The following is a 21,755-nucleotide window of genomic DNA, read 5'->3' as shown; positions in this document are numbered from 1 at the left end:
GTTTTTTATTGCGGATTATGCAGAGAAGCAATTCTCATCACCACAGCTCCAATCTTTTCGCAACAGTCACATCAGTCAGCGCGGTTATCGTTCACAATAATTGCTTTGATGTAGCTTACCCATACTGTTTCAGGCCAACCCGAATCAACATTTAAGATGCTGCGCTACGCGCCCCCGGATCGTCTGAATATTCCCGGCTCATTGCAAGATGGGCTTGATTCCGCACAAATAAAAATTCGCCAGCAGCAATATGGCGATAATCGCATCGTTGAAATGCCGCCAACGGGCTGGCGGGATATTCTTCGCAATACCTTGCGAGATCCGATGCTATGGTTCCTGCTCGGCACCAGCGCGTTGTTTTTGATCGTTGGAGAATTAACCGAAGCCGCAATTCTGCTCGTGGCGCTGATTCCTTTTCTCGGTATGGATGCTTATCTGCACCGGCGCACACAAGCATCCATTGCCAGCCTGAGCGATTGTTTGACAGCACAAACTACCGTGATACGCGATAGTCAACAGCAGCGGATCGCTGCGGCAGAACTGGTTCCCGGCGATTTGGTGTTGCTCGGCTCGGGCGAATCATGCCCTGCCGATGGACTGATCGAATATGCCGACGATGTATTATGCGATGAATCGTTGCTGACGGGAGAAGCCTTCCCAGTACGTAAAATCGCCGTAGCCGCTTTGCCACATCAGGAACACGCCGCGCACATCGCCAGTGAATCCTGGCTATTTGCCGGTACGCGCCTGTTAAAGGGAAACGTCCGCTTGCGCATTATTTTCACCGGCGTAAAAACCCTCTATGGTGAAATCGTGCATTCGGCGATGCTCGGCACGCATGCCCGCACACCGCTGCAAAGTGCCGTCAGCAACCTCGTCGCAATACTGCTGGCTGCAGCCGCTGTCATCTGTTTGGGCTTAGCGTGGGTGCGCTGGGAGCAAGGGCACGGTTTAGTGGATGCGCTACTGAGTGCGGTAACGCTTGCAGTGGCTGCATTGCCGGAAGAATTTCCGGTTGTTCTGACCTTTTTCCTCGGCGTTGGTGTCTACCGCTTAGCCAAGCGGCAAGCCCTGGTACGGCGCGCTGTCGTAGTCGAAAACATTGGCCGCGTATCCTGTATCTGCTCCGATAAAACCGGCACACTGACAGAAGGCCGCTTACTGTTATCGCACCGTTATCCGGCACAAGGTTTCAGCGAAGCGCGCTTGCTGGAAATTGCCGCGCTGGCCTCGCGCCACGAAACCAGCGATCCGGTCGATCTGGCCATTCTCAATTCGCTGGCAACACCATTGCATGCCGCAGTGGTTGACAGTTTTCCATTTACCGAAGACCGCAAATGCGAAGCCGCCATCATTCGCTCCAACGATGCGCTGCTCGCCGTAGTCAAGGGTGCTCCGGAAATTGTGCTGGCGCGCTGCAAGCTTGATGAAACGGCACTTACCGGCTGGCAACAACGCGTCGATGAGCTGGCCGGCAGCGGCCACAAAGTAATCGCCTGCGCCTGGCAGACAATCGATGGCGCGAGCTGGCATGGCGGCGAACCGGACCGCGATTTCATTTTCGCCGGTGTACTGGCATTCGAGGATCCGGTACGCGAAGGCGTGTCCGAAGCAGTACGCTTATGCAGCGATGCACAGATCCGCATCATCATGATAACCGGGGATCATCCCGCCACTGCGCGCGCAATCGCCAGAGAAATCGGTTTAGGTGGAGCCACACCGCAGGTGGTAACCGCGGATGAAATCCAAACCCAGTTGGCGCGCGGTGAATCGGATGTTCTGCGCAACATCGATGTGATCGCACGCGCCGTGCCCGCACAAAAATTGCTACTGGTGCAAACGCTGCAAAACAGCGGAGAAATCGTCGCCGTCACGGGCGATGGCATTAACGATGTACCTGCCCTGCAAGCGGCCGACATCGGTATCGCGATGGGACAACGCGGCACCCGCAGCGCACGCGAAGTCGCCGCGATCGTGTTACTTGACGACAATTTCCACAGTATCGTGCAAGCCATCGCCGAAGGGCGGCAATTATTCACCAACCTGCAGCTGAGCTTCCAATATCTGCTGATGATTCATTTACCGCTCGTGCTCACCGCCGCGCTCATTCCGCTGGCTGGATACCCGATGCTATATTTGCCCATTCATATCGTCTGGCTGGAACTCATCATTCATCCCACTGCAATGCTGGTATTTCAGGAGATAGCCGGCAACAAAAAATTGGTGTACCAGCCGCCCTCAAAGCAATTGCGCTTTTTCAGCAGTTGGCAGTGGTTCGTGATGGGATTGGCGGGATTAACCATAACTGTGATCGTGACGCTGGCTTACATCCGCAGCCTGGGGGCTGGATACGATGTCGATCATGCCCGTGCGATGGCATTGGTGACCTTGATCGCTGCCAGCATTGGAATCACTACCGTGTTGAGCCGCATGCATTCACGTGCTGCGTGGTACATCGTCAGCCTCACCATTGGATTGTCATACGTGCTGGTGCAGATCCCTGCGCTGGCCGGATTTCTGCACCTCGCACCGCTGCATGTTGACGATTGGTTATTGGTTATTGCCAGCGGAATGATCGCTGCGGCATTGACTTTGCTCGGCCGCGCCGATGGATTGAGTATCTTTCAAAAGCAAAAAATACCCTCCCAACAACGTAGCGATTAACTTAACCGGTGATGCAGATCTGCATCATCGGCCTTGAACTGCTTTTACTGCTCGGACGGATCGGTAATAAAACCGATTTTTGTCAAACCAGACTTGGCGGCAATACTCATGAGCCGGGCGACATGTTCGTAATGCGCCAGCTTATCGGCGCGAATGTGCAATTCGGTATTGGGTGCTTGTGCTACTTTTGCGGCAAAGCGCGGTGCCAGCTGTTCCTGCAACACCGGCTCACCGTTCCAGAAAAGACTGCCATCCGCGCGAATCGCCAGCTCGACATGTTCAGGCTGGGTAATATTGGGATTGCTTTCCGCTTTCGGCAGATCGATTTTGACGGAATGCGTCAGCAGCGGAGCCGTGATGATGAAAATGATCAATAGCACCAGCATGACATCCACCAGCGGCACCACATTGATTTCCGACATGGGCGCCTGGCGCCCGCTATCCTGCATGCTTCCGAACGCCATTCTTATTGCCCCCTTTCAATCGCGATATCGGCAGTTCCGGGAACTGCAGCCGTAACTGCCGATTGCGATGCGGCTTCCGGCGGTTCATTGTTATCGCCGACGGTGATCAGTATGAACAGATCATGCGCAAAAGCTTCCAAGCGCGCGAGCCAGATACGGTTACGGCGGACAAAAGCGTTATAAGCCAGCACCGCCGGGATGGCCACTGCCAGCCCCAGCGCGGTCATGATCAACGCTTCGCCGACCGGACCGGCCACTTTGTCCAAGGTGCCTTGACCGGAAAGTCCGATCTGAATCAACGCGTGATAAATACCCCAGACGGTTCCAAACAAACCGATATAAGGCGCGGCCGAACCGGCTGTTGCGATTAACGTGAGGCCGTTTTCAACCCGCGTCGCTTCCTGATCGATACCGTTACGTAAGGTCCGTGTCAGAAACTCGCTGGTTCCACCCGCGGCAGCCAATTTGTGCGAACTGTGGATTTTGGAATCAGCCGCCGCGTCAATGCCCAGTTTGGCAAGCTCCGCAAAGGCGTTATCCGGCGCGGCATTTCTGAATTCGACATGCACCGCCTCCAACGAATCGAAACTCCAGAAGTGTTTTAAAAATGCCTCGGCACGGCGTTTTGCCATCAAATTGGCGATACTTTTGGTGATGATCAGATACCAGCTCGCCACCGAGAGCGACAGCAGCAACACCAGCACGCTCATGCCTACGCCGTCAATCTGATCGAGAAAATGAGAAAAACCAAGCCCTTGTTCCATGAATTAATTTCCTTGCAGTACAAAATTAAAGGGTTGTAAGGCAACAGCCCGGACCGGCTGGCCGTCACGCAACGATGGATTGCATTGCCAGCTCTTCACCGCGCTCAGCGCGGCAGCGTCAAGCCGTTCATAGCCGCTGCTGTTAAGCACTTTGGCATTATCGATATGCCCGTTTTCATCCAATTCCACACGCAACACCAGCTTCCCTTCTTCCCCCATGCGCCGGGAAATGGCAGGATATTCGGGTGGCGTTAATTTGGGACAGGATACCGACAACTCCGAAGACAGAGCCACTGGTGCTGTTGGCATTTGCTTGGGTGGCGCTTCAACCACGGGCGGCGCTGCTGTCACCTGCTCGGTCACCGGCTCTTGCACCGGTTTCGGCGCCGGTTCTGCTTGTTTCTTTTCGGAGACTTTCGGGGATTTCGCTACCAGCTGTTCCTGTTTTGGTTTGACCACCGGCTTCTTTACCGGCTGGAGCTTAACCGGCGCCGGTTCGGGCGATGCTTTAGGCGGCGTAACCGGCGCGGGTGGTGTGATCAATTCGGCAAACAATGTCAGTGCCTGTTCCGGGTTTGGAATCAAACGCTGATGCCATAAAAAATAAAATAGCGCGGCATGGACAACGAGTACAAACAACAGCCCAGGTAATGAAATAAAGTGCTGCTGCTGCCCTAAATAGTCAATATTTTTCCGGGATAGTGAATGCATTACAGAATAGACAAATCAGACAAACTTCTTATTTACTTGATCTAAAATACGCCGGATACCGCTGATTTTGATTTTTGACTCACCGGCAACAATCCCTGAGAACTACGCTACACTGCAATTAAACGCGCATTGATTCAGATTAAGCCAGTCAAATAAACATTTTAACGAAAACGATAATAATTATCAATAACCAAAGCTTATATTAAATTCCATTTCAACATACAATGTGATCGATTCTGGACGATTCATTTGCAGTCATCGCGCGGATGGTTTCATCACTTTCATTTACAACAATTAACATGACCTATTCCACACCTAGTTTCTGGCGCCGCATCGTCTGCCTGATTTATGATTTTCTTTTGATATTGGCTGTTTTATTTATCGCCAGTTTCATTTTTCATTTTATTTTCGCCGACACGCAAGCTGCTTACTTCAAGCCGCTTTTTCAATGCTATCTGTTTGCCATCATGGGCTACTACTTTACCTGGTTCTGGACCCATGGCGGACAAACGCTCGCGATGCAAACCTGGAAGATGCGGCTTGTCACCGCGGATGGCCGCGGCCTGACAAAAAAACAGGCCATTACCCGTTACTTATTTTCTTTAATGGGTATATTCATCTTTGTCGTTATCGATTGGGTCTTTCCCATTCATTTTATTTCTTACTATCAACTCGTACTCATCAGCATTCTTATTTTTGGCTCCGGATTCATTTGGGCATTATTCGATCGCGATCGCCAGTATCTTCATGACCGGTTAGCCGGAACACGTATTATCCGATTGGAGCAGTGATCGCCGGACCCAATCACTACTGGCAAGGCAATGACAAATTCTCATTTATTGGCATAAATTTATATGCGAAATTTACAATCTAATTTTTAAAAGAATGTATAATAAATTGATTGTTATCAATTTAGTTATGCATTTATTCGTTATAAAGTTTAATTCCCTGAAACCGTAAAATAAGCAACCCGACTTTTTTACAAATTAAAACACAAACCATGCGTAGCCAAATTATCTCAGCAGCAGCCGCTTTGAAAGTCCTATTCAGAGAATGTGCAATTCAGGCAAACATGTTTATTGTCATAGCTTTAATGCTGTGCATTTTTGTCATTGACTTAAATACGCCGTTGGGAGTCGCCGCTGCGGTACCGTATGTGCTGGTGGTATTCGCCAGCCTCTGGGTGAGCGGAATCGGGTTTACCTATTGCATTGCCGCAATGACGTTTATTCTTACCATCGTTGGCTTTTATCAATCTCCCGGTATTTTGATGCCGATGAATGTCGTATTGTTTAATCGCGGGCTGACTTTGTTATTGATTGTTTGCTCCGCATTGATGGTCATCAAGATCAAAAAAACGAATATCGACATGTCCACTTTGCTGACCCAGGTGCTGATTGACCCAATCACCGGATATAAAAACAGACAAGCTTTTGAGTCGGAACTGGATACCGAAATCTTACGTTCAAGACGGTATCACCGGAGCTTCTCCATCGCCATCATCGATCTCGATCTGCTTAAGCTATTCAGCGATAACTACGATTACAAAAACAAGAATGATTCGATAAAACAAATTTCTCACGAGATCAAAACCAATATCAGAATCACCGATCTGTTCTATCGCATTGATATCAATGTATTTGCTATTTTATTTCCGGAAACGGATCTCTGCGAGGCGAAAAAAGTATGCGAATCGGTGCGCAAAAAAGTTTCCGCCAAAATGGACAAAAACACTGAAAACAAAATCATGGTCAGCATCGGCATTGCCATGCTGGATGAAACCGATAACAAGTTAAAATTGTGTAAACGTGCCGAAGATGCGCTATTTGCCGCAAAGCGGAATGGCGGAAACCAGGTTTCCACGCTGCCGCAGATCGTCAATAAAGATAAATCGACGGTTCCTGCCATTTTATCGCGCTCAAGATCGACAGACACCGTTTAAGCTTTTTAGCGTGTGCTTTTTGCACGTTCGAGCTCGCCAAGCGCGGCGTACCACACATCAATACCCGCTGTTAATACAGTAATAAATGCATTTACTGCTGCATTAAAGAAATTACTGCACATTCTCTTATATAATCCAGCGTATCCGTCAGACACAATGATTCATTTCTGAGATACCCATGAGTTTAATAAACAAGCCGATGGCCAAAAAATCAAGCGGCCATTCCTTCTCACCCAGAGTAGCCCGGTTATTGCGGGAATCCGGTTTGCTGATGCTGATGGGCGCGGCGCTTTATCTGGTGCTGATATTTTTCAGTTACGACCGCGGCGATGCGGGTTGGTCGCATAGCGGCGATTTCAATCAAATCCAGAACGCCGGGGGACACGCCGGCGCTTGGCTGGCCGATTTGCTGCTGTATTTATTCGGCGCATCGGCATGGTGGTGGGTGGCATTCTTTCTGTCCGCAATTGCCTGGAGCTACCGCCGCATCGATAGCGCCGGCATTTTTGACCGTCATTCCCTGTTTCTGACCTTGGGCGGTTTTTTCTTACTGCTGGCCGCCAGCAGCGGGCTGGAGTCACTGCGGTTTTATTCCATCAATATTGCCCTGCCGCTGATGCCGGGCGGCATGCTGGGTAACACCATCAGTCATTATCTGTCGCAAATTCTCGGCTTTACCGGCGCGACACTGACCTTGCTGATCCTCATCGCCGTCGGCTTCAGCCAGTTCACCGGGTTGTCCTGGGTACGCTTCGTCGAGAAAATCGGTGAAAGCGTCGAAAATTCGCTGCTGTGGCTGATAAACACTTGGGAAACGCGGCAGGATAAACTCGCCGGTATCATTGCCGCACGGACGCGCGATAAAATCGTCGAAAGCGAAAAAAAACGCGTAGAGAGCACGCCATTACTGCATATCGAACCGCCCACGACGGTAATTATCAAATCGCAGCGCATCATCAAAGAAAAACAACCTTCGCTGTTTTCCGACCTGCCCGATTCGCCGCTGCCGCCTTTGCATCTGCTGGACGAGCCGGATAAAGATTTTGAGGTGCTGCCCAAAGAAACACTCGAGTTCACCTCCCGTTTGATCGAACGCAAACTCAAGGAATTCGGCGTCGATGTCAAAGTGGTCGCCGCTTTCCCCGGACCGGTGATCACCCGCTATGAAATCGAGCCCGCCGTGGGCGTCAAAGGCAATCAAGTCATCAACTTGATTAAGGATCTGGCGCGCGCTTTGTCCGTCGCCAGTATCCGCGTGGTGGAAACCATTCCGGGAAAAACCAGCATGGGGTTGGAAATCCCGAATCCGAAACGGCAAATCGTGCGCTTGCAGGAAATCCTCAGCTCACAGGTCTACGCCGACTCCCCTTCTCCGCTCACCATCGCGCTGGGTAAGGATATCAGCGGCCGTCCGATCGTATCCGATCTGGCCAAAATGCCGCACGCCTTGGTCGCCGGAACCACCGGATCGGGCAAATCGGTCGCGATCAACGCAGTCATTCTCAGCTTGATTTATAAAACCACGCCGGAACAAACCCGCCTGATCCTGATCGACCCGAAAATGCTGGAATTGTCGGTGTACGAAGGCATCCCGCATCTGCTGACACCGGTTGTCACCGACATGCGCGAAGCCGCCAGCGCGCTGCGCTGGTGCGTGGGCGAAATGGAACGGCGTTACAAGCTGATGTCGGCATTGGGTGTGCGTAATCTCAGCGGCTACAATCAGAAAATACGCGATGCGGCTAAAAGCGAAGAACCCGTCGTTAACCCACTGTTGCCGCCGGGAGAAGAGCCGGAATATCTGGATGAGCTGCCGCTCATCGTCGTGGTGATCGACGAATTGGCCGATTTGATGATGGTCGCCGGTAAGAAAGTCGAACATTTAATCGCCCGGCTGGCGCAAAAAGCGCGCGCATCCGGCATCCATCTGCTGCTGGCGACACAACGCCCGTCGGTCGATGTGATTACCGGTCTGATCAAAGCCAACATTCCGACCCGCATTGCCTTTCAAGTATCGAGCAAAATCGATTCGCGCACCATTCTCGATCAAATGGGCGCGGAAGCTCTGCTCGGTCAAGGCGATATGCTGTATTTACCGCCCGGCAGCGGCTACCCGCAACGCATACACGGCGCTTTTGTCGCCGATCACGAAGTCCACAAAGTGGTTGAGTATCTGAAAGAACATGGCGAACCCAATTACATTGAGGAAATTCTGCAAGCCGGGGATGAAGAAAACGATAGCGGTGATTCGCCCGAACTGAAAAAACCGCAAGGCGAAGCCGATCCGCTTTACGATGAAGCCGTGGCCATCGTCGTCAAAACCCGCCGCGCATCGATTTCCCTGGTACAAAGGAATTTACGCATCGGCTATAATCGCGCCGCCCGTCTTATCGAAGACATGGAACGCGCCGGTCTGGTCTCATCCATGCAAAGCAATGGCAACCGGGAAGTATTGGCTCCGGCACGCAACGAATGAACAATTTCCCTGCCGTCATGTGCTTCATACACTCATTTCATTTTAGGAATACTATGGCCCGCTCAAGCTGTTTCGTTTTTCTCCTGCTCGTTAGCAGTCTGATATCGCACTGGGCTGAAGCAGCCGCCATCAACAGCCTGAAAAGCTTCATCCAGCAAACGCGCACGGTACGCGCTAATTTCTCTCAGACGCTGTACGACAAAAGCGCCCGCACGGTGCAGGAATCGCAAGGCACGATGCAATTTGAACGTCCGGAAAAATTCCGCTGGACGTATGACAAACCTTACGAGCAATTGATCGTTGGCGATGGCAGCAAGGTATGGTTTTATGATCGCGATCTGAATCAAGTCACCGAACGGCCCTTCAATATCGCCATCGGCAGCAGCCCGGCTGCGCTGTTGGCAGGCAGCAGCGCTATCGAAGACAATTTTGAGCTGGTTGAGCTGGGCGTGCAAAACGAGATGGAATGGCTCGAAGCCATTCCCAAAAGCAAGGAAAGCGCATTCGAGTTCATCCAGATGGGTTTTTCTCCAGATGGCGTGCTCAAGATCATGGCATTACGCGATAATTTCGGCCAGACCACCATTCTGTCATTCTCCGATTTGGACAAAAATCCAACGCTACCCGCCGATTTATTCCAATTCACACCGCCTGGAAATGCCGACGTCATCCGTGAATGAAGCCGGTCTGTTCGCACCGAATCAACCTCAAGTACCGCTGGCGGAACAATTACGCCCCAAGCATCTGAACGATATCATCGGGCAAAGCCATCTGCTCGGCGCCGGAAAACCGTTACGGCTGGCGTTTGAATCGGGCAAACCGCATTCGATGATTTTGTGGGGTCCGCCGGGAACCGGCAAAACCACGCTGGCGCGCATCATGTCGACCGAATTCAACAGCGAATTTATCGCGCTATCCGCCGTGCTATCCGGCATCAAGGACATCCGCGCCGCCATCGAGCAAGCCGAATTGACGTTGCAGCAAAGCGGACGGCATACCATCCTGTTTGTCGACGAAGTGCATCGTTTCAACAAATCGCAGCAAGATGCTTTTCTGCCGTATGTCGAACAAGGATTGATCACCTTTGTCGGCGCCACCACGGAAAACCCATCGTTTGAAGTCAATAACGCGTTACTGTCGCGCGCCCAGGTTTATGTGCTGACTGCCTTGTCGGAAGCAGAGTTATCCCAACTCCTGGAGCGTGCGCAAAAACTGGCGCTGGGTGATCTGCAATTCACTGATGACGCACACCTCTTGCTGATCGAATTTGCTGATGGCGACGCCCGGCGTTTGTTGAATCTGCTCGAGCAAGTCCATACTGCGGCGGAAACCGGAGCCATCACGCATATCGATAAGGATACGATCGTTAATACCTTGTCACGCAATAATCGCAACTTCGATAAAGGCGGCGATGCGTTTTACGATCAGATATCCGCATTGCACAAATCGGTACGCGGATCCTCGCCGGATGCGGCGCTGTACTGGTTGTGCCGCATGCTGGATGGCGGCGCCGATGCGTTGTATATCGGGCGGCGGTTGATCCGTATGGCCACCGAAGATATCGGCTTGGCCGATCCGCGTGCTCTGCGCTTGACGCTCGATGCGTGCGAGACCTACGAGCGGCTGGGCAGCCCGGAAGGCGAACTGGCGCTGGCGCAAGCGGCCTTGTATCTGGCGTGCGCGCCGAAAAGCAACGCCGCTTATCTGGCTTACAACAAGGCCCGCTCGTTTGTCGCTCACGATAAATCGCGTCGCGTGCCGGTGCATCTGCGCAATGCGCCGACCAAACTGATGAAGGATATCGGCTACGGCGATTCCTACCGCTACGCGCACGATTGCCCGGAAGCTTATGCTGCGGGAGAGAATTATTTTCCAGAAGATATGCCCGAAGTCAGTTTTTATCAGCCGACCGCTTACGGCCTGGAGCAGAAAATCCGGGAAAAACTGGCTTATTTGCGCAACCTGGATGAGAAAGCCAAGCATAAAATATAGCCATCTGTTTCTATCGATTATTTTTGGAGTCTTTGCATGTTAGAAATTCAACAATTACGCACCGATCTGGACACTGTCACCCGGCAGTTGGCCAAACGAGGTTACGCCTTTCCCGTGGAAGCGTTCAATGCCCTGGAAGCGGAACGGAAAAAAGTCCAGACTGAAACCCAGGAATTGCAAGCGCAGCGTAATTCGGCGTCGAAAAAAATTGGCCATGCCAAAAGCAAAGGGGAAGATGTCTCCGCCATCATGGCCGAAGTCGCCCATCTGGGCGAAGCGTTAAAAAAAGCGGAAGATCACTTGGAGCAGATTCAACAGCAGCTGCAAAAAATCTTGCTGGAAGTCCCCAATCTGCCGCATGACAGTGTACCGGAAGGCAAAGACGAAACCGGCAACGTGCAAATCCGCCGCTGGGGCGCGCCGCGTTCATTTGACTTTGCCATCCAGGATCACGTCAGTGTCGGTGAGGGTTTGGGATTGCTGGATTTTGAAACCGCCGCGAAACTCAGCGGCGCGCGCTTCAGTTTGATGAAAGGCGGACTGGCGCGCCTGCACCGGGCTTTGGCGCAATTCATGCTGGATACGCACACGCAGGAACACGGCTACACCGAAACCTATGTGCCCTATCTGGTCAACCGCGATAGCTTGCGCGGCACCGGACAGTTGCCCAAATTCGAGGAAGATTTGTTTTCCGTACATGCCGGTGGCGCAAATGCTCCCGGTGAAGCGCCCGCCGCCGGTTTCCATCTCATTCCCACCGCCGAAGTCCCGATCACCAACATGGTGCGCGATGACATCGTGCCGCTGCAAGCGCTGCCGTTGAAATTCGTGGCGCATACGCCCTGCTTCCGCTCCGAAGCGGGCAGTTACGGGCGCGACACGCGTGGGCTGATCCGTCAGCATCAGTTCGATAAGGTCGAGCTGGTGCATATCGTCCACCCCGATCAATCGTACGAAGCGTTGGAGCAACTGGTCGGCCACGCGGAAAAAATTCTGCAAAAGCTGGCGCTGCCGTACCGGGTCATGGCCTTGTGTACCGGCGATATGGGCTTCTCTGCGGCCAAAACCTACGACATCGAAGTCTGGCTGCCCGCGCAGAATACCTACCGCGAAATCTCTTCGTGCAGCAATTGCGAAGCATTCCAGGCGCGGCGCATGCAAGCACGTTTCCGCAACGAGAACGGCAAACCGGCGCTGCTGCACACGTTGAATGGCTCCGGCCTGGCCGTCGGGCGCACGCTGGTGGCGGTGCTGGAAAACTATCAGAACGCCGACGGCAGCGTGACTATCCCGGAAGTTTTGCGCCCTTACATGAATGGCCTTGACCAACTCGCAAGTAGCAGAGGACAATGAAAACGGACCTCATCTTTTCACCTTCTTATAGGACACGTCATCATGCACAATGAAAATACCCATGAGCCTAATAACACCCCGGGCAGCGACAACGATATCAAAACACTGGAAGCCGAAGTGCGTGAAGCCATCGCCAGCGGTTCGCATATTCAGGAAACGGTGCACCGCTTAACGCTAAAAGCCATGAATGCGAAAAACGTCGATCCGGAATCGTTGCGGCGCATCATCACGGCCGTGATGCAAGGGATACACGATGGCGCGGCACAGCAATTGCAGCAAGCAGCCAATCAAACCCAGGCGGCCAAATCACAAATTACCGATGCCGTGGCCGGACTGGATTCAGCGTTGGCAAGATTTGCCGAAGCTTCCAAACTGGCCGTCGAAGAAGCGGCAGGTCAAGCGAAAAAATTCTCCGATACCGAATTGGCGCGCACCCGTTCCGAACTGGAAAGCCTCGAAAGCTTGTTCGTGGAGACGCTGCATCACACCGCCACCGCAGCGCAAGGACTGATTGCCGATGTGCTGCTCGATCTGAGCCACCATGCCAGAAATACCGGCACTAACGTAGGCTCGCAACTGAAGGAAACCTTAGCCACTTTTGCGCAGCAGATCGCGTCGGTTGGCAATGCGCAAGTGGAAACCGGCGCCAGTCTGGCGCAAAAGACAGCTGATATTGTCAGCAAAGCCGCCAGCGGTGTACTGTCGGGAATCAAGGATCAAACCAAAACCGGCAAACACTAACAACAAGCCAGCTGAGCTGCGTTAGCTGTGATCTTCACCACCGAGCGCATCGATAACATCCGTGATCAGCTGGCTCAGCTCGCCGGTCATGATGGTAAAATCGCTGACGAATAATTCCTCTGCGCTCTCGGTGGATTCCTTCAGAATATCCTGCGGTGCAATGCGCCGCAGTTGCAAGTTGTCCTGCAGCACAAACGAGATTTTGCTATCCCATGTCATGGCGAGTTTGATCGCCTTTTTCCCGGCGCGGATGTGCCGCGCGGTTTCTTCTGCTTCCAAAATATGATGGGAGTACTTGATAGTTTCCTTCTCATCACTCATCCCTTGCAGCTCGCAATCGCGGTCGACGGTAAAAATCGACGGCAAATCGCCATCGACCGTCAGCCAGCGCGTCATCGCCGATGACGGCGAGATCTTCGTTTCCAGCGGCGCCAGCGTAATTCCGGGCACCGTTTTCACCAGCACTTCGATGAATTCCTCGGCTTTATGGCTGCTGGACGTATCCAGAATCAACCGGTTATTCAGCGCATCGATCCAAGCGTAGGTTTTATGGCGCTGCGCAAAAGCACGCGGCAGCAACTCGACGATGGTCGCTTCCTTGATATCGCGCACCTGTTTCTTACCCGCCTTGTAACCTTGCATCTGCTCGATCTGCACGATACGGTTTTTCGCATGCTGGTTGATCACCCCAGCGGGCAATAGCTTTTTCTCCACCCCGAAAGCAATCAACCAATGCTGGCCATAGGCATGCACAAAATTCGGCTGCTCGTCACGCGGCGTCAGCCAGCCGCGGCTTTGCAATTCCATTTGCATGCAGGGCTGCAACGCGTGCTGGGAAAGCGCCTCTTCCAGGCTATCCGGGGTTATATTTCCACTGGTAATACGATAAGCTTGTATATTTCTGAACCACATAGTTTTTGTCAGTTAATCGATTGATCTGTTGAGTACTCATCACGGCATGAAAAAAATTTATTCCGCCAATAATCTGATGGAAGCGCAGATAGTACTTGATCTGCTCGCGCACGCCTACATTCCCGCGCAAATTTTCAACCAGTACGCGCAAGGCATGGCCGGAGAGATACCGGTCCACCACGCCTGCCCGGAAGTATGGATCAAGCGCGACGAAGATTATGAACGTGGCAAACATGTGATTGAAACCTACGAAAATACCCCGGTAACGATTGGCAACGTGCAATGCCCGTCCTGCGGCGAGGAAAATCCGGCGAATTTTCAGTTGTGCTGGAAATGCGGAGGCGGGCTGGAAACGGCTGGAAACCGTCAGCTTACTTGATCGTTAAATCCGGTTCATTGATCGGCATGCCACTGCAACCAGTTCCTTCCCTTAGCGGTCAATCGATAACGCTGTTTGGGACTGCGCGGTGAATCCGGTTCTGTGCGCTCGATCCAATCGCCTGCCAATGCCGGATTCAAATAATTTTCCCGGAAAGTCGGGCGATGCGTCAGCCCTAGCGTCTGCATCAAATCACTGCTGCTTAATTCACCATTGCCAATTCCCCGAATCAGCGCTGCAACTTGATCGGTTACTTGGTCGGTTACTTGGTCGGTAGCTGTTGCCTGGCGAATGGCAACCAGTAGCTCGCTCAGCATGAACGCGATGAAAGGTGTCGCATCGGCTTGTTCATCGGCTGCCGCCAGTGCTTGGTAATAACTTTCTTGATGCTCCCGGATCACCGTTTCCACCGGCAAATAAGCCAGCAAAGGCTTCCAATCGCGCAAGATCAAGGTCTGCCATAAACGTCCCATGCGGCCGTTGCCATCAGCAAAGGGGTGAATGAATTCAATCTCGTAATGAAAGACACAACCGGCGATCAACGGATGTTCGGTAGTCATCGCCAGCCATCCCAGTAAATCGGCCATCAGTTCCGGCACCCGGTTGGCAGGCGGCGCCATGTGCACCAACTGTCTACCTTGAAAAATACCGACACCTCCGGAACGATAACATCCGGCTTCATCCACCAGGCCGCGCATCAGCAACTCGTGCGCCGACAGCAAATCCCGCTCGGAACCAGCGCGCCACCCTTCCAAAGCCTCGTAGGCGGCAAAAGCATTCCGCACCTCCTGAATCTCACGCGGATGCCCCAATACCTGTTTACCTTCGATCACCGCAGTCACCTGCTCCAGCGTCAACGTATTGTTCTCGATAGCCAGCGAAGCATGAATGGTACGAATGCGATTCTCCCGGCGAAGACGCGGCGTCAGACTCTGCTCGGCCAGCACGGTGTAACGGCCGATGGTTTCGCTGATCGCAGCAACCAGATTCAGGATTTTTGGAGTGATGGTGTAAGGCGGTTGGTATTTCATAGTGCATTTTTAGCCATTTGAAATGATTTGAGCCACTGAGATAATTAACATCAAGATATCATCAAACCTAAATCACATTGATACCGAATCAACTGTTTCTGTTTGAAGCAGGTAAATGCTACTGACATCTGTAAATTTTCAAAAACCAATATCTTAAAGAAAGTCATGGAGTGCTTCCTTTTTCAGTATCGGTATCAAACAAACCTATTCGTTGGCAGGCATCGAGGAACGGTTTTCTAAGGAAATTGCAGTCGGCATATGGTCGGCTTTGTGCCTGCTGGGCACGCATCGCCAGGATGTCGGCGGGCTGCTTGTCATACGTTTGGCATTCGTCCAGCACCTGCGTCAGCCAGTACTTACCGTCATTCTCCCCGCAGAGTTTGGCTTTGTAGCGCTCTTCAATGCTGTAGACATCCTTCCAGGTGTCGAGTTTTTCAACTAGCACAGCGGGGCCAAATTGCAGGGTGATATCGGCTGGGGTTAGCTTGGCAATGTCCGAGTGCTGGAACACAATTTGTATCTCGATGGAATGCGCTGCCGTTTTGTAAGGGTAGAAAACGGTACGACGATGAACTGCTCTGGCGGGGTCTTTGGGTGTGTAGGCTGGATCCTTGCTGGTCTTATAGCTGCTATTGCAGTGGTGACAGGCTAGGACAAGGTTGCGGAAGTTGATGGAGTTGAACGGGTACAGCGCCTTGGGCAAGTAGTGGTCATAGGCCTCGCGCTTGCTGTGGTATTCGCCCAGTAGGTCATTGATGCCACAAAACGGGCATTTCCCTGCTTTGTTGGTGGACACGAAGGAGTGATAGTGATCGTTGATGTCACCGATCTTGGCGCGCAGTTCGGCGAGATCCAGAAGCGACTGCGAATACAAACCCTTGAAGAACGTTCCGAGCTGGGCGGCAAGGCCTTTGTGATTGACGGCGATGTCGGCGTAACGAGCGAGTTGTGTTGCCGGATCATTGGCACACACTTTCTCCAGATCGTTATTGCCTTGATACCACTGCTGAAACTGGTTGATCTGCACGTCGGTTAGCACAGAAAAAAAACCGTAGACTCGCTCCACATGGCCATAAAAGAAATCGGCACCTTGCGCGTCGGAGTAATAGAAGGCTTCCATCACCTCGCGTAACTCCACATTGGCGTCGAACAGGTTCAGACCAAAAGGGCCACTGGCCGGTGCCTTGCACCACACCTCATGAAATATGAAGTCGATGAACTCTTGCATCTTCTCCATCTGGTGCGGAGCGTACGTGTATGGAAATAGCATCAGCCCTGTTCCTCCCCATTATCTTGAGGATCGCTATCGAGAATGGCCTTGATTAAAAGAAGTTTCTCCACCGAGTCGCCGAGTTGCTGGTGGATCTCAGTGATCAGCGACTCTTTATCTTCGTTACCTTGTTCAAAGCGAGCTCGCAACGCCTCCAACAAGACCTGCGCATGGCCGCCGATGGTCTCGCGCTTATCGAAGGTGTTCATGGTGATTTTGTTGATCGACGCGCCCAACGTGTTGTAGTCCGGATGACTGATGCTGACCGCGCCAGAATCTTTGTCTTTTGCGAACACCAACACCTTCTCCGGCTTGCTGTCGGAAATCAGGAAAGGCGTGTGGGTGGTGATCAGCATTTCCTGTTCGTTATCCCCTGTATCAGACAGGCACTGTCGCAGGCGGGTAATGAAATTGGCGCGCCAATCCGGATTGAAATGGGTTTCCGGCTCGTCGAGCAGGAACAGGCTGTTGGTGTTGCGAAATAGCAAGCACAGCCCCAGGCTATGCAGCAACTGGTGCTCGCCATCCGACAATTCTTTCAACATCATTGGCTGCGCCACACCTTGCTTGCTGAAACGCACAAATTTGAAACGCATGATGCGCTGGTCGGACGCCAGCGTCGGCACGGTCTCACTGACGTAGTGACTGGTGGATCGGTACAGATCGGCTTTAAGCGCATCGCTCACCGAGTACAGGTTCAACGTCAGCAACACCTGGAACGCCTGGAACAGCGTCAGCGGCGAACCATCAAAGTTCTCACGAAATGCTTCTTTGGTCGCATCATTTACCCAATAGTCAAGGATCAGGCTATCTGTCACGTCGTCCTCGTAGATCAAGGTGGCACAACGTTTCAATGCGTTCACCATCAATGAGGACTTTTCATCCCCTTCCAGTAATTTCAGAAGGTTCAGCCGGTAGCGTGCTATACCCAATTCATCAATTTCTTCCCGAAGTGCAGAGTTACTCCTCACGATATCGTCCAGCGATTGATGCTGGTTCTGGTCCTCGCTGGCGAAGGCGGCCAGTTGCTCCGGCGCAAGCGGAATACTGCGCTGGATGATGATACGAAACTCCCGCAACGCCTCAATACCGACATCCTCGCGGAAGGGCTTTAGCGTGGCCTCGTCTTGAAACAGCAGGTTGCACAGCAGGATGGCCTGGCTGAAACCGCTATCCAGATAGGCCAGTCGTGTTTCTGGATGGCCAGGATAAGATAACTGACGGGTCAGTGCATTCCAGTACTCATCAAACTGCACGAAACGCAGTTTGAAAAAAGGCAGGCTGAGAATTTCATTCTCGCCAGACGAGTAACCCAGCACATATTGCGGTGCCAATAAATCAACGAGATGAATACTCTGATCACTATAAATATCAGTGTTGAAATCGGGCCAGTCTTCCCAATAAAAAGTAATTTTCCCGCCAGCCTGTTTTGTAAGACAGACTTTGGACCAAACTGGACTGTCAGGGCGAATGTATTCGAGCGGTAGCCGGATCAAGTAATCCAGCTCAAACGCCACCGGCGAAAAATCCTGATCGGTATTCTGCAACACGTCGGGTAGAAAGCTGCGGCGCACTCGCAGGATTTCCAGCTGAAAGAAGATCGCCGCCAACGCTTCGAGTAGATTGGATTTGCCGCTACCGTTAGGCCCGGCGCAGACGAAAGGCGCAAAGCCTTCGGGATAGGCCAGTTCGTCTTGCAAGCTCCACTCGGTGCGGAAGAGATGCTCAAAGCCACAAGGCAGGCTGCGAAAGCCGTCCGGGTCAGTGATCTTAAGGCGCAGCAGTTTCATAGCTGCACGGCTTTGAGATGAATGCGATTGTTTGTATCATCAAACGTCTGAACCAGTTTGCCAGCGGCCAGCGCCTCGAACACCCAGGCCTTGATGTGCTCGTAGTCATTAGTGCCTAGCACGAAGTCGTTGTCCGGGTACCGTTCCGCCAGCCGGGTCTGCACCGCTGCCATGAAATGCTGCACTGAAAACGGCGTGCTGCCCAGTTGGCCGCGATAGGACTCCAGCCAAAATCTCAAAATATCTTGCTGACGTACTGGCCCCTGCACTGCGTCGAGGAGCACGCAGATGTCGGGAAGATGGATGACCAGGCCGTGTTCGGCGGGTGTGTTGTGCAGAGGTTCTACTGCCGCGACTTTCTCTTCTTCAGGTTGCGTACTCGGTAAGGGCACACGCGAAAGATCCAGTTCGCCCTTGAAGGCCTGCTGGCTCAACGTACCATAGAGAGCTTCGAGATCGATGAGGCTTTGCTGGTAGCGAGATTTGGTGAACTCGATCTTGTCAGCAATCAACACGAACTTGTCTTGCATCTCCAGCGGAGGAACTGGAATGAGCAGTTTCACCATCACATCGGAGTCAAACTTTTTCGTACCGTGACCTGCTGTTGTTATGAGCTTAAGAATCTGCCTCTTTAGAGAAGTTAAGCAGTAAAAAACATAAGCAGTTCTTAGGCTGTTTTTCAGCTTGATCGCCTTCATGTCCTGATTGATCGCAACATCGACCATGTTTATTGCGACTGGAAACGAGTGCGCAAGAATCATTCCTCGAACGACAATCAGCAAATGTCCTGGCGCGATGCGCTTGAGGGATGTTTCATCAAAAACCTTCTCAGAAATATGATCTTCTGAATCGAATATTTTGGGCACCTTCATATCTTTTGGACTGACCCACGGATATTTACCAACCCAAAAATCGTCTCGGCTCTTGCTCGGAGTGCCACCGCTCGTAAACTTTCCAACTTGACTAAATGGCAAGATGTCCCACCCCTTCTCATTCCGCACTGGGTCGCCAAACATTTCCAGAAAAGCGCTCTTGAGCAGGTCATCGAGTTGTTGCAGATGTTGTTTGCGCTGGGCGATCAGTCCTTCCACTTTGCCGAGCAGATGGGCAATGCGGATTTGGTCGTCGAGGAGTGGGAGAGGGATTTCGATCTCTGCAACCTGTGCCGGACTTGCTCTAAGAAGTGATCCGCCCACACCCTTCACAGTTTTCATGAATTGGTTATGAAAACGGTTTGATATCAAGAACAGCCGCAGGTATTCCGGAAAAAAGTCATTGCCCCGAAATTGAATCCATTCGCCGGAGGCGATTTGCCGTTTATCACTGCGATCTGGAACGATCCAGCAGCGCCGGATATGAGGGACAATTTTTGATAGCAAGACATCGCGAGGTTCGACCATCTTCTTGGACGACCCAATTTTTTCCCCTTCGACAACTTCTGGAATCCCTTGATCGAATGCGGGAATGCTTAAAAGCTCAAATGTCTCATCTTTGAATTTAGAAGGGTCGACGGAGCCGCCTCTTTTCACCATAAATTCATCGAGTTTGCAGAGCCTCATCTAACCATCCCCTTTAACGCCAGCAATTCCCGCACGATCCCGCTTTGCACCTTAGCCAGATCAGCTTCACTCACCTCGCCCACCTCGGCTTGAATCAGCCGGTCCAGAATCACGCCGGGCGGGTCGTAATGCACTTCCTCGAACACATCCTGTTTGTAACGCGATAGCGACAGGTCGTAATCTTCCGCCTCGATGTCGGCACGCGGCACCATGAAACATTGGGCGGTGCGATCGGTATCGGTTTCGGAGTTGCGGGCATGGTAGCGGGTCACGATGTCCTGCAAATCACCATAGCCTTCCTGCTTGCTGCGTCTGTCGTCCAGGCTGTAACCGTCCGCTCGCATGTCATAGAACCAGACGTATCCGGTCGCCGGTTGCGTGATCTTATCCAGCGACTCCCACACTTTGGTGAACAGCAAAATGGCGGTACTAACCCCGGCATAGGGTTTGAATACGCCACTCGGCATGGCGATGACCGCCTTGAGTTCGCAGCGCTCGATCAGGATTTTGCGCAGCATTTTGAACGCGCTACCGGAGCCGAACAGTACGCCTTGCGGCACGATGACGCAGGCGGTGCCGCCCTTTTTCAGCAGACGGTAGATGTTTTCGACGAACAGCAGTTCGGTTTTGGTGGTGGGAAGACTCAGGGCCTCGTTGATGTCGCCCTTGTCGATGCTGCCGGTAAACGGAGGGTTGGCCATCACAATGTCGTATTCGGCTTCCTCGGTGTAGCTCTTGCTGAGGGTATCCTTGTAGTCGATGTGCGGCTCATCGATACCGTGCATCATCAGGTTCATCAGTCCCAGGCGCACCATGGTGGCGTCGATGTCGTAACCCCACAGCGAGCTGGCCAGAATGGCCTGGGCTTTTTCAGTAAGGGTGGCGGCGACCGAAGTGCGCACGAAGCCGTCTTCGTCCGGTAGGAGATTCGTTGTACCGGCCTTGATGGCCAGTTGCGTGACGATGTATTGATACGCGCCGAGCAGGAAGCCGCTGGAACCACAAGCCGGATCGGCAATTTTGTGTCCGAGCTGCGGCTGCACCAGTTCGGTCATCAATTTGATGATGTGGCGCGGCGTGCGGAACTGGCCGTTCTTACCCGCAGTGGCGATCTCGGACAGCAGCATCTCATAGACATCGCCTTGGATGTCCTGAAAAGCCTGACCTTTTTCGCGCGAGTCACGCTCCATTACCTCGAAAATGTCATCGATGGTCTTCACCGCTTCCACCAGCAGGGCTGGCTTGGGGATGATGAACACGGCGCTTTTCATGTGGTGGGTGAAGTTGGACGCCGTGCCATTGAGATCCTTGAGGAAGGGAAACACCTTACCCTGCACGTGCTGCAGCATTTCTTCGGCCTGCATGCGCTTGAACTCGCTCCAGCGTAGCGTGCGCTTGTCGATTTCGTACATTTTGCCGTCGGCGAGTTTTTTGTCCGTCTCACTTTGGGTATCACCATCTCTTGGCTTGGCTCGATATTCCGGCGGTATCCATTTGCCCTCGAATTTGGAGATGTATTTTTCGCCGGTCCATTCGGCATCGGATTGACGCTTGAGGTCCAGTTCGTCCAGCCGTTTCATGAACAGTAGGTAGGTGATCTGCTCGATGGCGGTGAGCGGATTGCTGATGCCACCAGCCCAGAATTTGTTCCAGAGTTGATCGATCTTGGCTTTAAGTTCGGGGTTATTTTGTAGCATGGGATTACCT

General features: G+C 52.4%; 18 protein-coding genes. 9 read left to right on the top strand and 9 right to left on the bottom strand.

Going from position 1 to position 21,755, the window contains the following annotated elements; all coding sequences use genetic code 11:
• Positions 1–156: 156 nt before the first annotated feature.
• Positions 157–2,664, top strand: a complete 2,508-nt coding sequence (locus R2083_RS03420; RefSeq protein ID WP_317537522.1) for a cation-transporting P-type ATPase — start codon at positions 157–159, stop codon at positions 2,662–2,664.
• Between the two features lie 44 nt (positions 2,665–2,708).
• On the opposite strand, the gene R2083_RS03415 is transcribed toward R2083_RS03420, so the two are convergent.
• The 3 genes from R2083_RS03415 to R2083_RS03405 are packed head-to-tail and all read right to left on the bottom strand — an operon-like array spanning position 2,709 to position 4,603.
• Positions 2,709–3,128, bottom strand: coding sequence for an ExbD/TolR family protein (locus R2083_RS03415; protein WP_132425422.1), 420 nt, complete (start codon positions 3,126–3,128; stop codon positions 2,709–2,711).
• A 2-nt stretch (positions 3,129–3,130) separates the two neighbouring features.
• Positions 3,131–3,892 carry a MotA/TolQ/ExbB proton channel family protein gene (locus tag R2083_RS03410; RefSeq protein WP_317530081.1) on the bottom strand — a complete coding sequence of 254 codons (762 nt, stop codon included), beginning with the start codon at positions 3,890–3,892 and terminating at the stop codon, positions 3,131–3,133.
• Positions 3,893–3,895: 3 nt separating this feature from the next.
• Complete coding sequence (locus R2083_RS03405) at positions 3,896–4,603, bottom strand: energy transducer TonB (RefSeq protein ID WP_317537521.1); 708 nt, start codon at positions 4,601–4,603, stop codon at positions 3,896–3,898.
• A 299-nt stretch (positions 4,604–4,902) separates the two neighbouring features.
• Between R2083_RS03405 and R2083_RS03400 the strand changes: the two genes are divergently transcribed.
• From R2083_RS03400 to R2083_RS03370, 7 genes are all read left to right on the top strand, one after another.
• Positions 4,903–5,394 (top strand): RDD family protein, encoded by a 492-nt coding sequence (locus tag R2083_RS03400; protein WP_317537520.1) that lies wholly within the window; start codon positions 4,903–4,905, stop codon positions 5,392–5,394.
• A 281-nt stretch (positions 5,395–5,675) separates the two neighbouring features.
• Positions 5,676–6,545 (top strand): GGDEF domain-containing protein, encoded by an 870-nt coding sequence (locus R2083_RS03395; RefSeq protein ID WP_317537519.1) that lies wholly within the window; start codon positions 5,676–5,678, stop codon positions 6,543–6,545.
• A gap of 178 nt (positions 6,546–6,723) precedes the next feature.
• Positions 6,724–9,021 (top strand): DNA translocase FtsK, encoded by a 2,298-nt coding sequence (locus R2083_RS03390; protein WP_317537518.1) that lies wholly within the window; start codon positions 6,724–6,726, stop codon positions 9,019–9,021.
• 53 nt (positions 9,022–9,074) lie between these two features.
• Positions 9,075–9,701 (top strand): outer membrane lipoprotein chaperone LolA, encoded by a 627-nt coding sequence (lolA, locus tag R2083_RS03385; RefSeq protein ID WP_317537517.1) that lies wholly within the window; start codon positions 9,075–9,077, stop codon positions 9,699–9,701.
• Positions 9,679–11,013 carry a replication-associated recombination protein A gene (locus R2083_RS03380; protein WP_317537516.1) on the top strand — a complete coding sequence of 445 codons (1,335 nt, stop codon included), beginning with the start codon at positions 9,679–9,681 and terminating at the stop codon, positions 11,011–11,013. The genes lolA and R2083_RS03380 overlap by 23 nt, the downstream gene beginning before the upstream one ends.
• A gap of 36 nt (positions 11,014–11,049) precedes the next feature.
• Positions 11,050–12,366, top strand: a complete 1,317-nt coding sequence (gene serS / locus R2083_RS03375; RefSeq protein WP_317537515.1) for a serine--tRNA ligase — start codon at positions 11,050–11,052, stop codon at positions 12,364–12,366.
• Between the two features lie 42 nt (positions 12,367–12,408).
• Entirely contained in the window at positions 12,409–13,107 is a 699-nt protein-coding gene (locus R2083_RS03370; protein WP_317537514.1) for a DUF6781 family protein, read from the top strand.
• Positions 13,108–13,128: 21 nt separating this feature from the next.
• Here the strand turns inward: R2083_RS03370 and R2083_RS03365 are convergent, their stop codons facing one another.
• Entirely contained in the window at positions 13,129–14,019 is an 891-nt protein-coding gene (locus R2083_RS03365; protein ID WP_317530072.1) for a recombination-associated protein RdgC, read from the bottom strand.
• Positions 14,020–14,065: 46 nt separating this feature from the next.
• Here R2083_RS03365 and R2083_RS03360 point away from each other — a divergent pair, with 46 nt between their 5' ends.
• Positions 14,066–14,398 carry a DUF2007 domain-containing protein gene (locus R2083_RS03360; RefSeq protein WP_317537513.1) on the top strand — a complete coding sequence of 111 codons (333 nt, stop codon included), beginning with the start codon at positions 14,066–14,068 and terminating at the stop codon, positions 14,396–14,398.
• A 14-nt stretch (positions 14,399–14,412) separates the two neighbouring features.
• Here R2083_RS03360 and R2083_RS03355 read toward each other — a convergent pair whose 3' ends face one another.
• The 5 genes from R2083_RS03355 to R2083_RS03335 all read right to left on the bottom strand — a co-directional run bounded on the left by R2083_RS03355 (position 14,413) and on the right by R2083_RS03335 (position 21,745).
• Positions 14,413–15,429 carry a Fic family protein gene (locus tag R2083_RS03355; RefSeq protein ID WP_317537512.1) on the bottom strand — a complete coding sequence of 339 codons (1,017 nt, stop codon included), beginning with the start codon at positions 15,427–15,429 and terminating at the stop codon, positions 14,413–14,415.
• 163 nt (positions 15,430–15,592) lie between these two features.
• Positions 15,593–16,657, bottom strand: coding sequence for a hypothetical protein (locus R2083_RS03350; RefSeq protein ID WP_317537511.1), 1,065 nt, complete (start codon positions 16,655–16,657; stop codon positions 15,593–15,595).
• Positions 16,658–16,698: 41 nt separating this feature from the next.
• Positions 16,699–18,489 (bottom strand): restriction system-associated AAA family ATPase, encoded by a 1,791-nt coding sequence (locus tag R2083_RS03345; protein ID WP_317537510.1) that lies wholly within the window; start codon positions 18,487–18,489, stop codon positions 16,699–16,701.
• Entirely contained in the window at positions 18,486–20,048 is a 1,563-nt protein-coding gene (locus R2083_RS03340) for a restriction endonuclease subunit S (RefSeq protein ID WP_317537509.1), read from the bottom strand. Before R2083_RS03340 ends, R2083_RS03345 begins: the two co-directional genes overlap by 4 nt.
• On the bottom strand, positions 20,045–21,745 hold the full coding sequence (locus R2083_RS03335; RefSeq protein ID WP_317537508.1) for a class I SAM-dependent DNA methyltransferase: 1,701 nt from the start codon (positions 21,743–21,745) through the stop codon (positions 20,045–20,047). The genes R2083_RS03340 and R2083_RS03335 overlap by 4 nt, the downstream gene beginning before the upstream one ends.
• Between the last annotated feature and the right edge of the window lie 10 nt (positions 21,746–21,755).

The organism is Nitrosomonas sp. Is35, assembly GCF_033063295.1.
In the GTDB taxonomy this organism is placed as follows: Bacteria; Pseudomonadota; Gammaproteobacteria; order Burkholderiales; family Nitrosomonadaceae; genus Nitrosomonas.
The sequence above is the reverse complement of the archived record's forward strand: the minus strand, read 5'-3'. Positions and strand labels throughout refer to the sequence as shown.

What these genes read in the sequence shown, in the direction of transcription:
- R2083_RS03420 (WP_317537522.1), top strand. Translation starts at nt 157, where the DNA reads ATGCTGCGCTACGCGCCCCCGGATCGTCTGAATATTCCCGGCTCATTG.
- R2083_RS03415 (WP_132425422.1), bottom strand. Translation starts at nt 3,128, where the DNA reads ATGGCGTTCGGAAGCATGCAGGATAGCGGGCGCCAGGCGCCCATGTCG.
- R2083_RS03410 (WP_317530081.1), bottom strand. Translation starts at nt 3,892, where the DNA reads ATGGAACAAGGGCTTGGTTTTTCTCATTTTCTCGATCAGATTGACGGC.
- R2083_RS03405 (WP_317537521.1), bottom strand. Translation starts at nt 4,603, where the DNA reads ATGCATTCACTATCCCGGAAAAATATTGACTATTTAGGGCAGCAGCAG.
- R2083_RS03400 (WP_317537520.1), top strand. Translation starts at nt 4,903, where the DNA reads ATGACCTATTCCACACCTAGTTTCTGGCGCCGCATCGTCTGCCTGATT.
- R2083_RS03395 (WP_317537519.1), top strand. Translation starts at nt 5,676, where the DNA reads ATGTTTATTGTCATAGCTTTAATGCTGTGCATTTTTGTCATTGACTTA.
- R2083_RS03390 (WP_317537518.1), top strand. Translation starts at nt 6,724, where the DNA reads ATGAGTTTAATAAACAAGCCGATGGCCAAAAAATCAAGCGGCCATTCC.
- lolA (WP_317537517.1), top strand. Translation starts at nt 9,075, where the DNA reads ATGGCCCGCTCAAGCTGTTTCGTTTTTCTCCTGCTCGTTAGCAGTCTG.
- R2083_RS03380 (WP_317537516.1), top strand. Translation starts at nt 9,679, where the DNA reads ATGCCGACGTCATCCGTGAATGAAGCCGGTCTGTTCGCACCGAATCAA.
- serS (WP_317537515.1), top strand. Translation starts at nt 11,050, where the DNA reads ATGTTAGAAATTCAACAATTACGCACCGATCTGGACACTGTCACCCGG.
- R2083_RS03370 (WP_317537514.1), top strand. Translation starts at nt 12,409, where the DNA reads ATGCACAATGAAAATACCCATGAGCCTAATAACACCCCGGGCAGCGAC.
- R2083_RS03365 (WP_317530072.1), bottom strand. Translation starts at nt 14,019, where the DNA reads ATGTGGTTCAGAAATATACAAGCTTATCGTATTACCAGTGGAAATATA.
- R2083_RS03360 (WP_317537513.1), top strand. Translation starts at nt 14,066, where the DNA reads ATGAAAAAAATTTATTCCGCCAATAATCTGATGGAAGCGCAGATAGTA.
- R2083_RS03355 (WP_317537512.1), bottom strand. Translation starts at nt 15,429, where the DNA reads ATGAAATACCAACCGCCTTACACCATCACTCCAAAAATCCTGAATCTG.
- R2083_RS03350 (WP_317537511.1), bottom strand. Translation starts at nt 16,657, where the DNA reads ATGCAAGAGTTCATCGACTTCATATTTCATGAGGTGTGGTGCAAGGCA.
- R2083_RS03345 (WP_317537510.1), bottom strand. Translation starts at nt 18,489, where the DNA reads ATGAAACTGCTGCGCCTTAAGATCACTGACCCGGACGGCTTTCGCAGC.
- R2083_RS03340 (WP_317537509.1), bottom strand. Translation starts at nt 20,048, where the DNA reads ATGAGGCTCTGCAAACTCGATGAATTTATGGTGAAAAGAGGCGGCTCC.
- R2083_RS03335 (WP_317537508.1), bottom strand. Translation starts at nt 21,745, where the DNA reads ATGCTACAAAATAACCCCGAACTTAAAGCCAAGATCGATCAACTCTGG.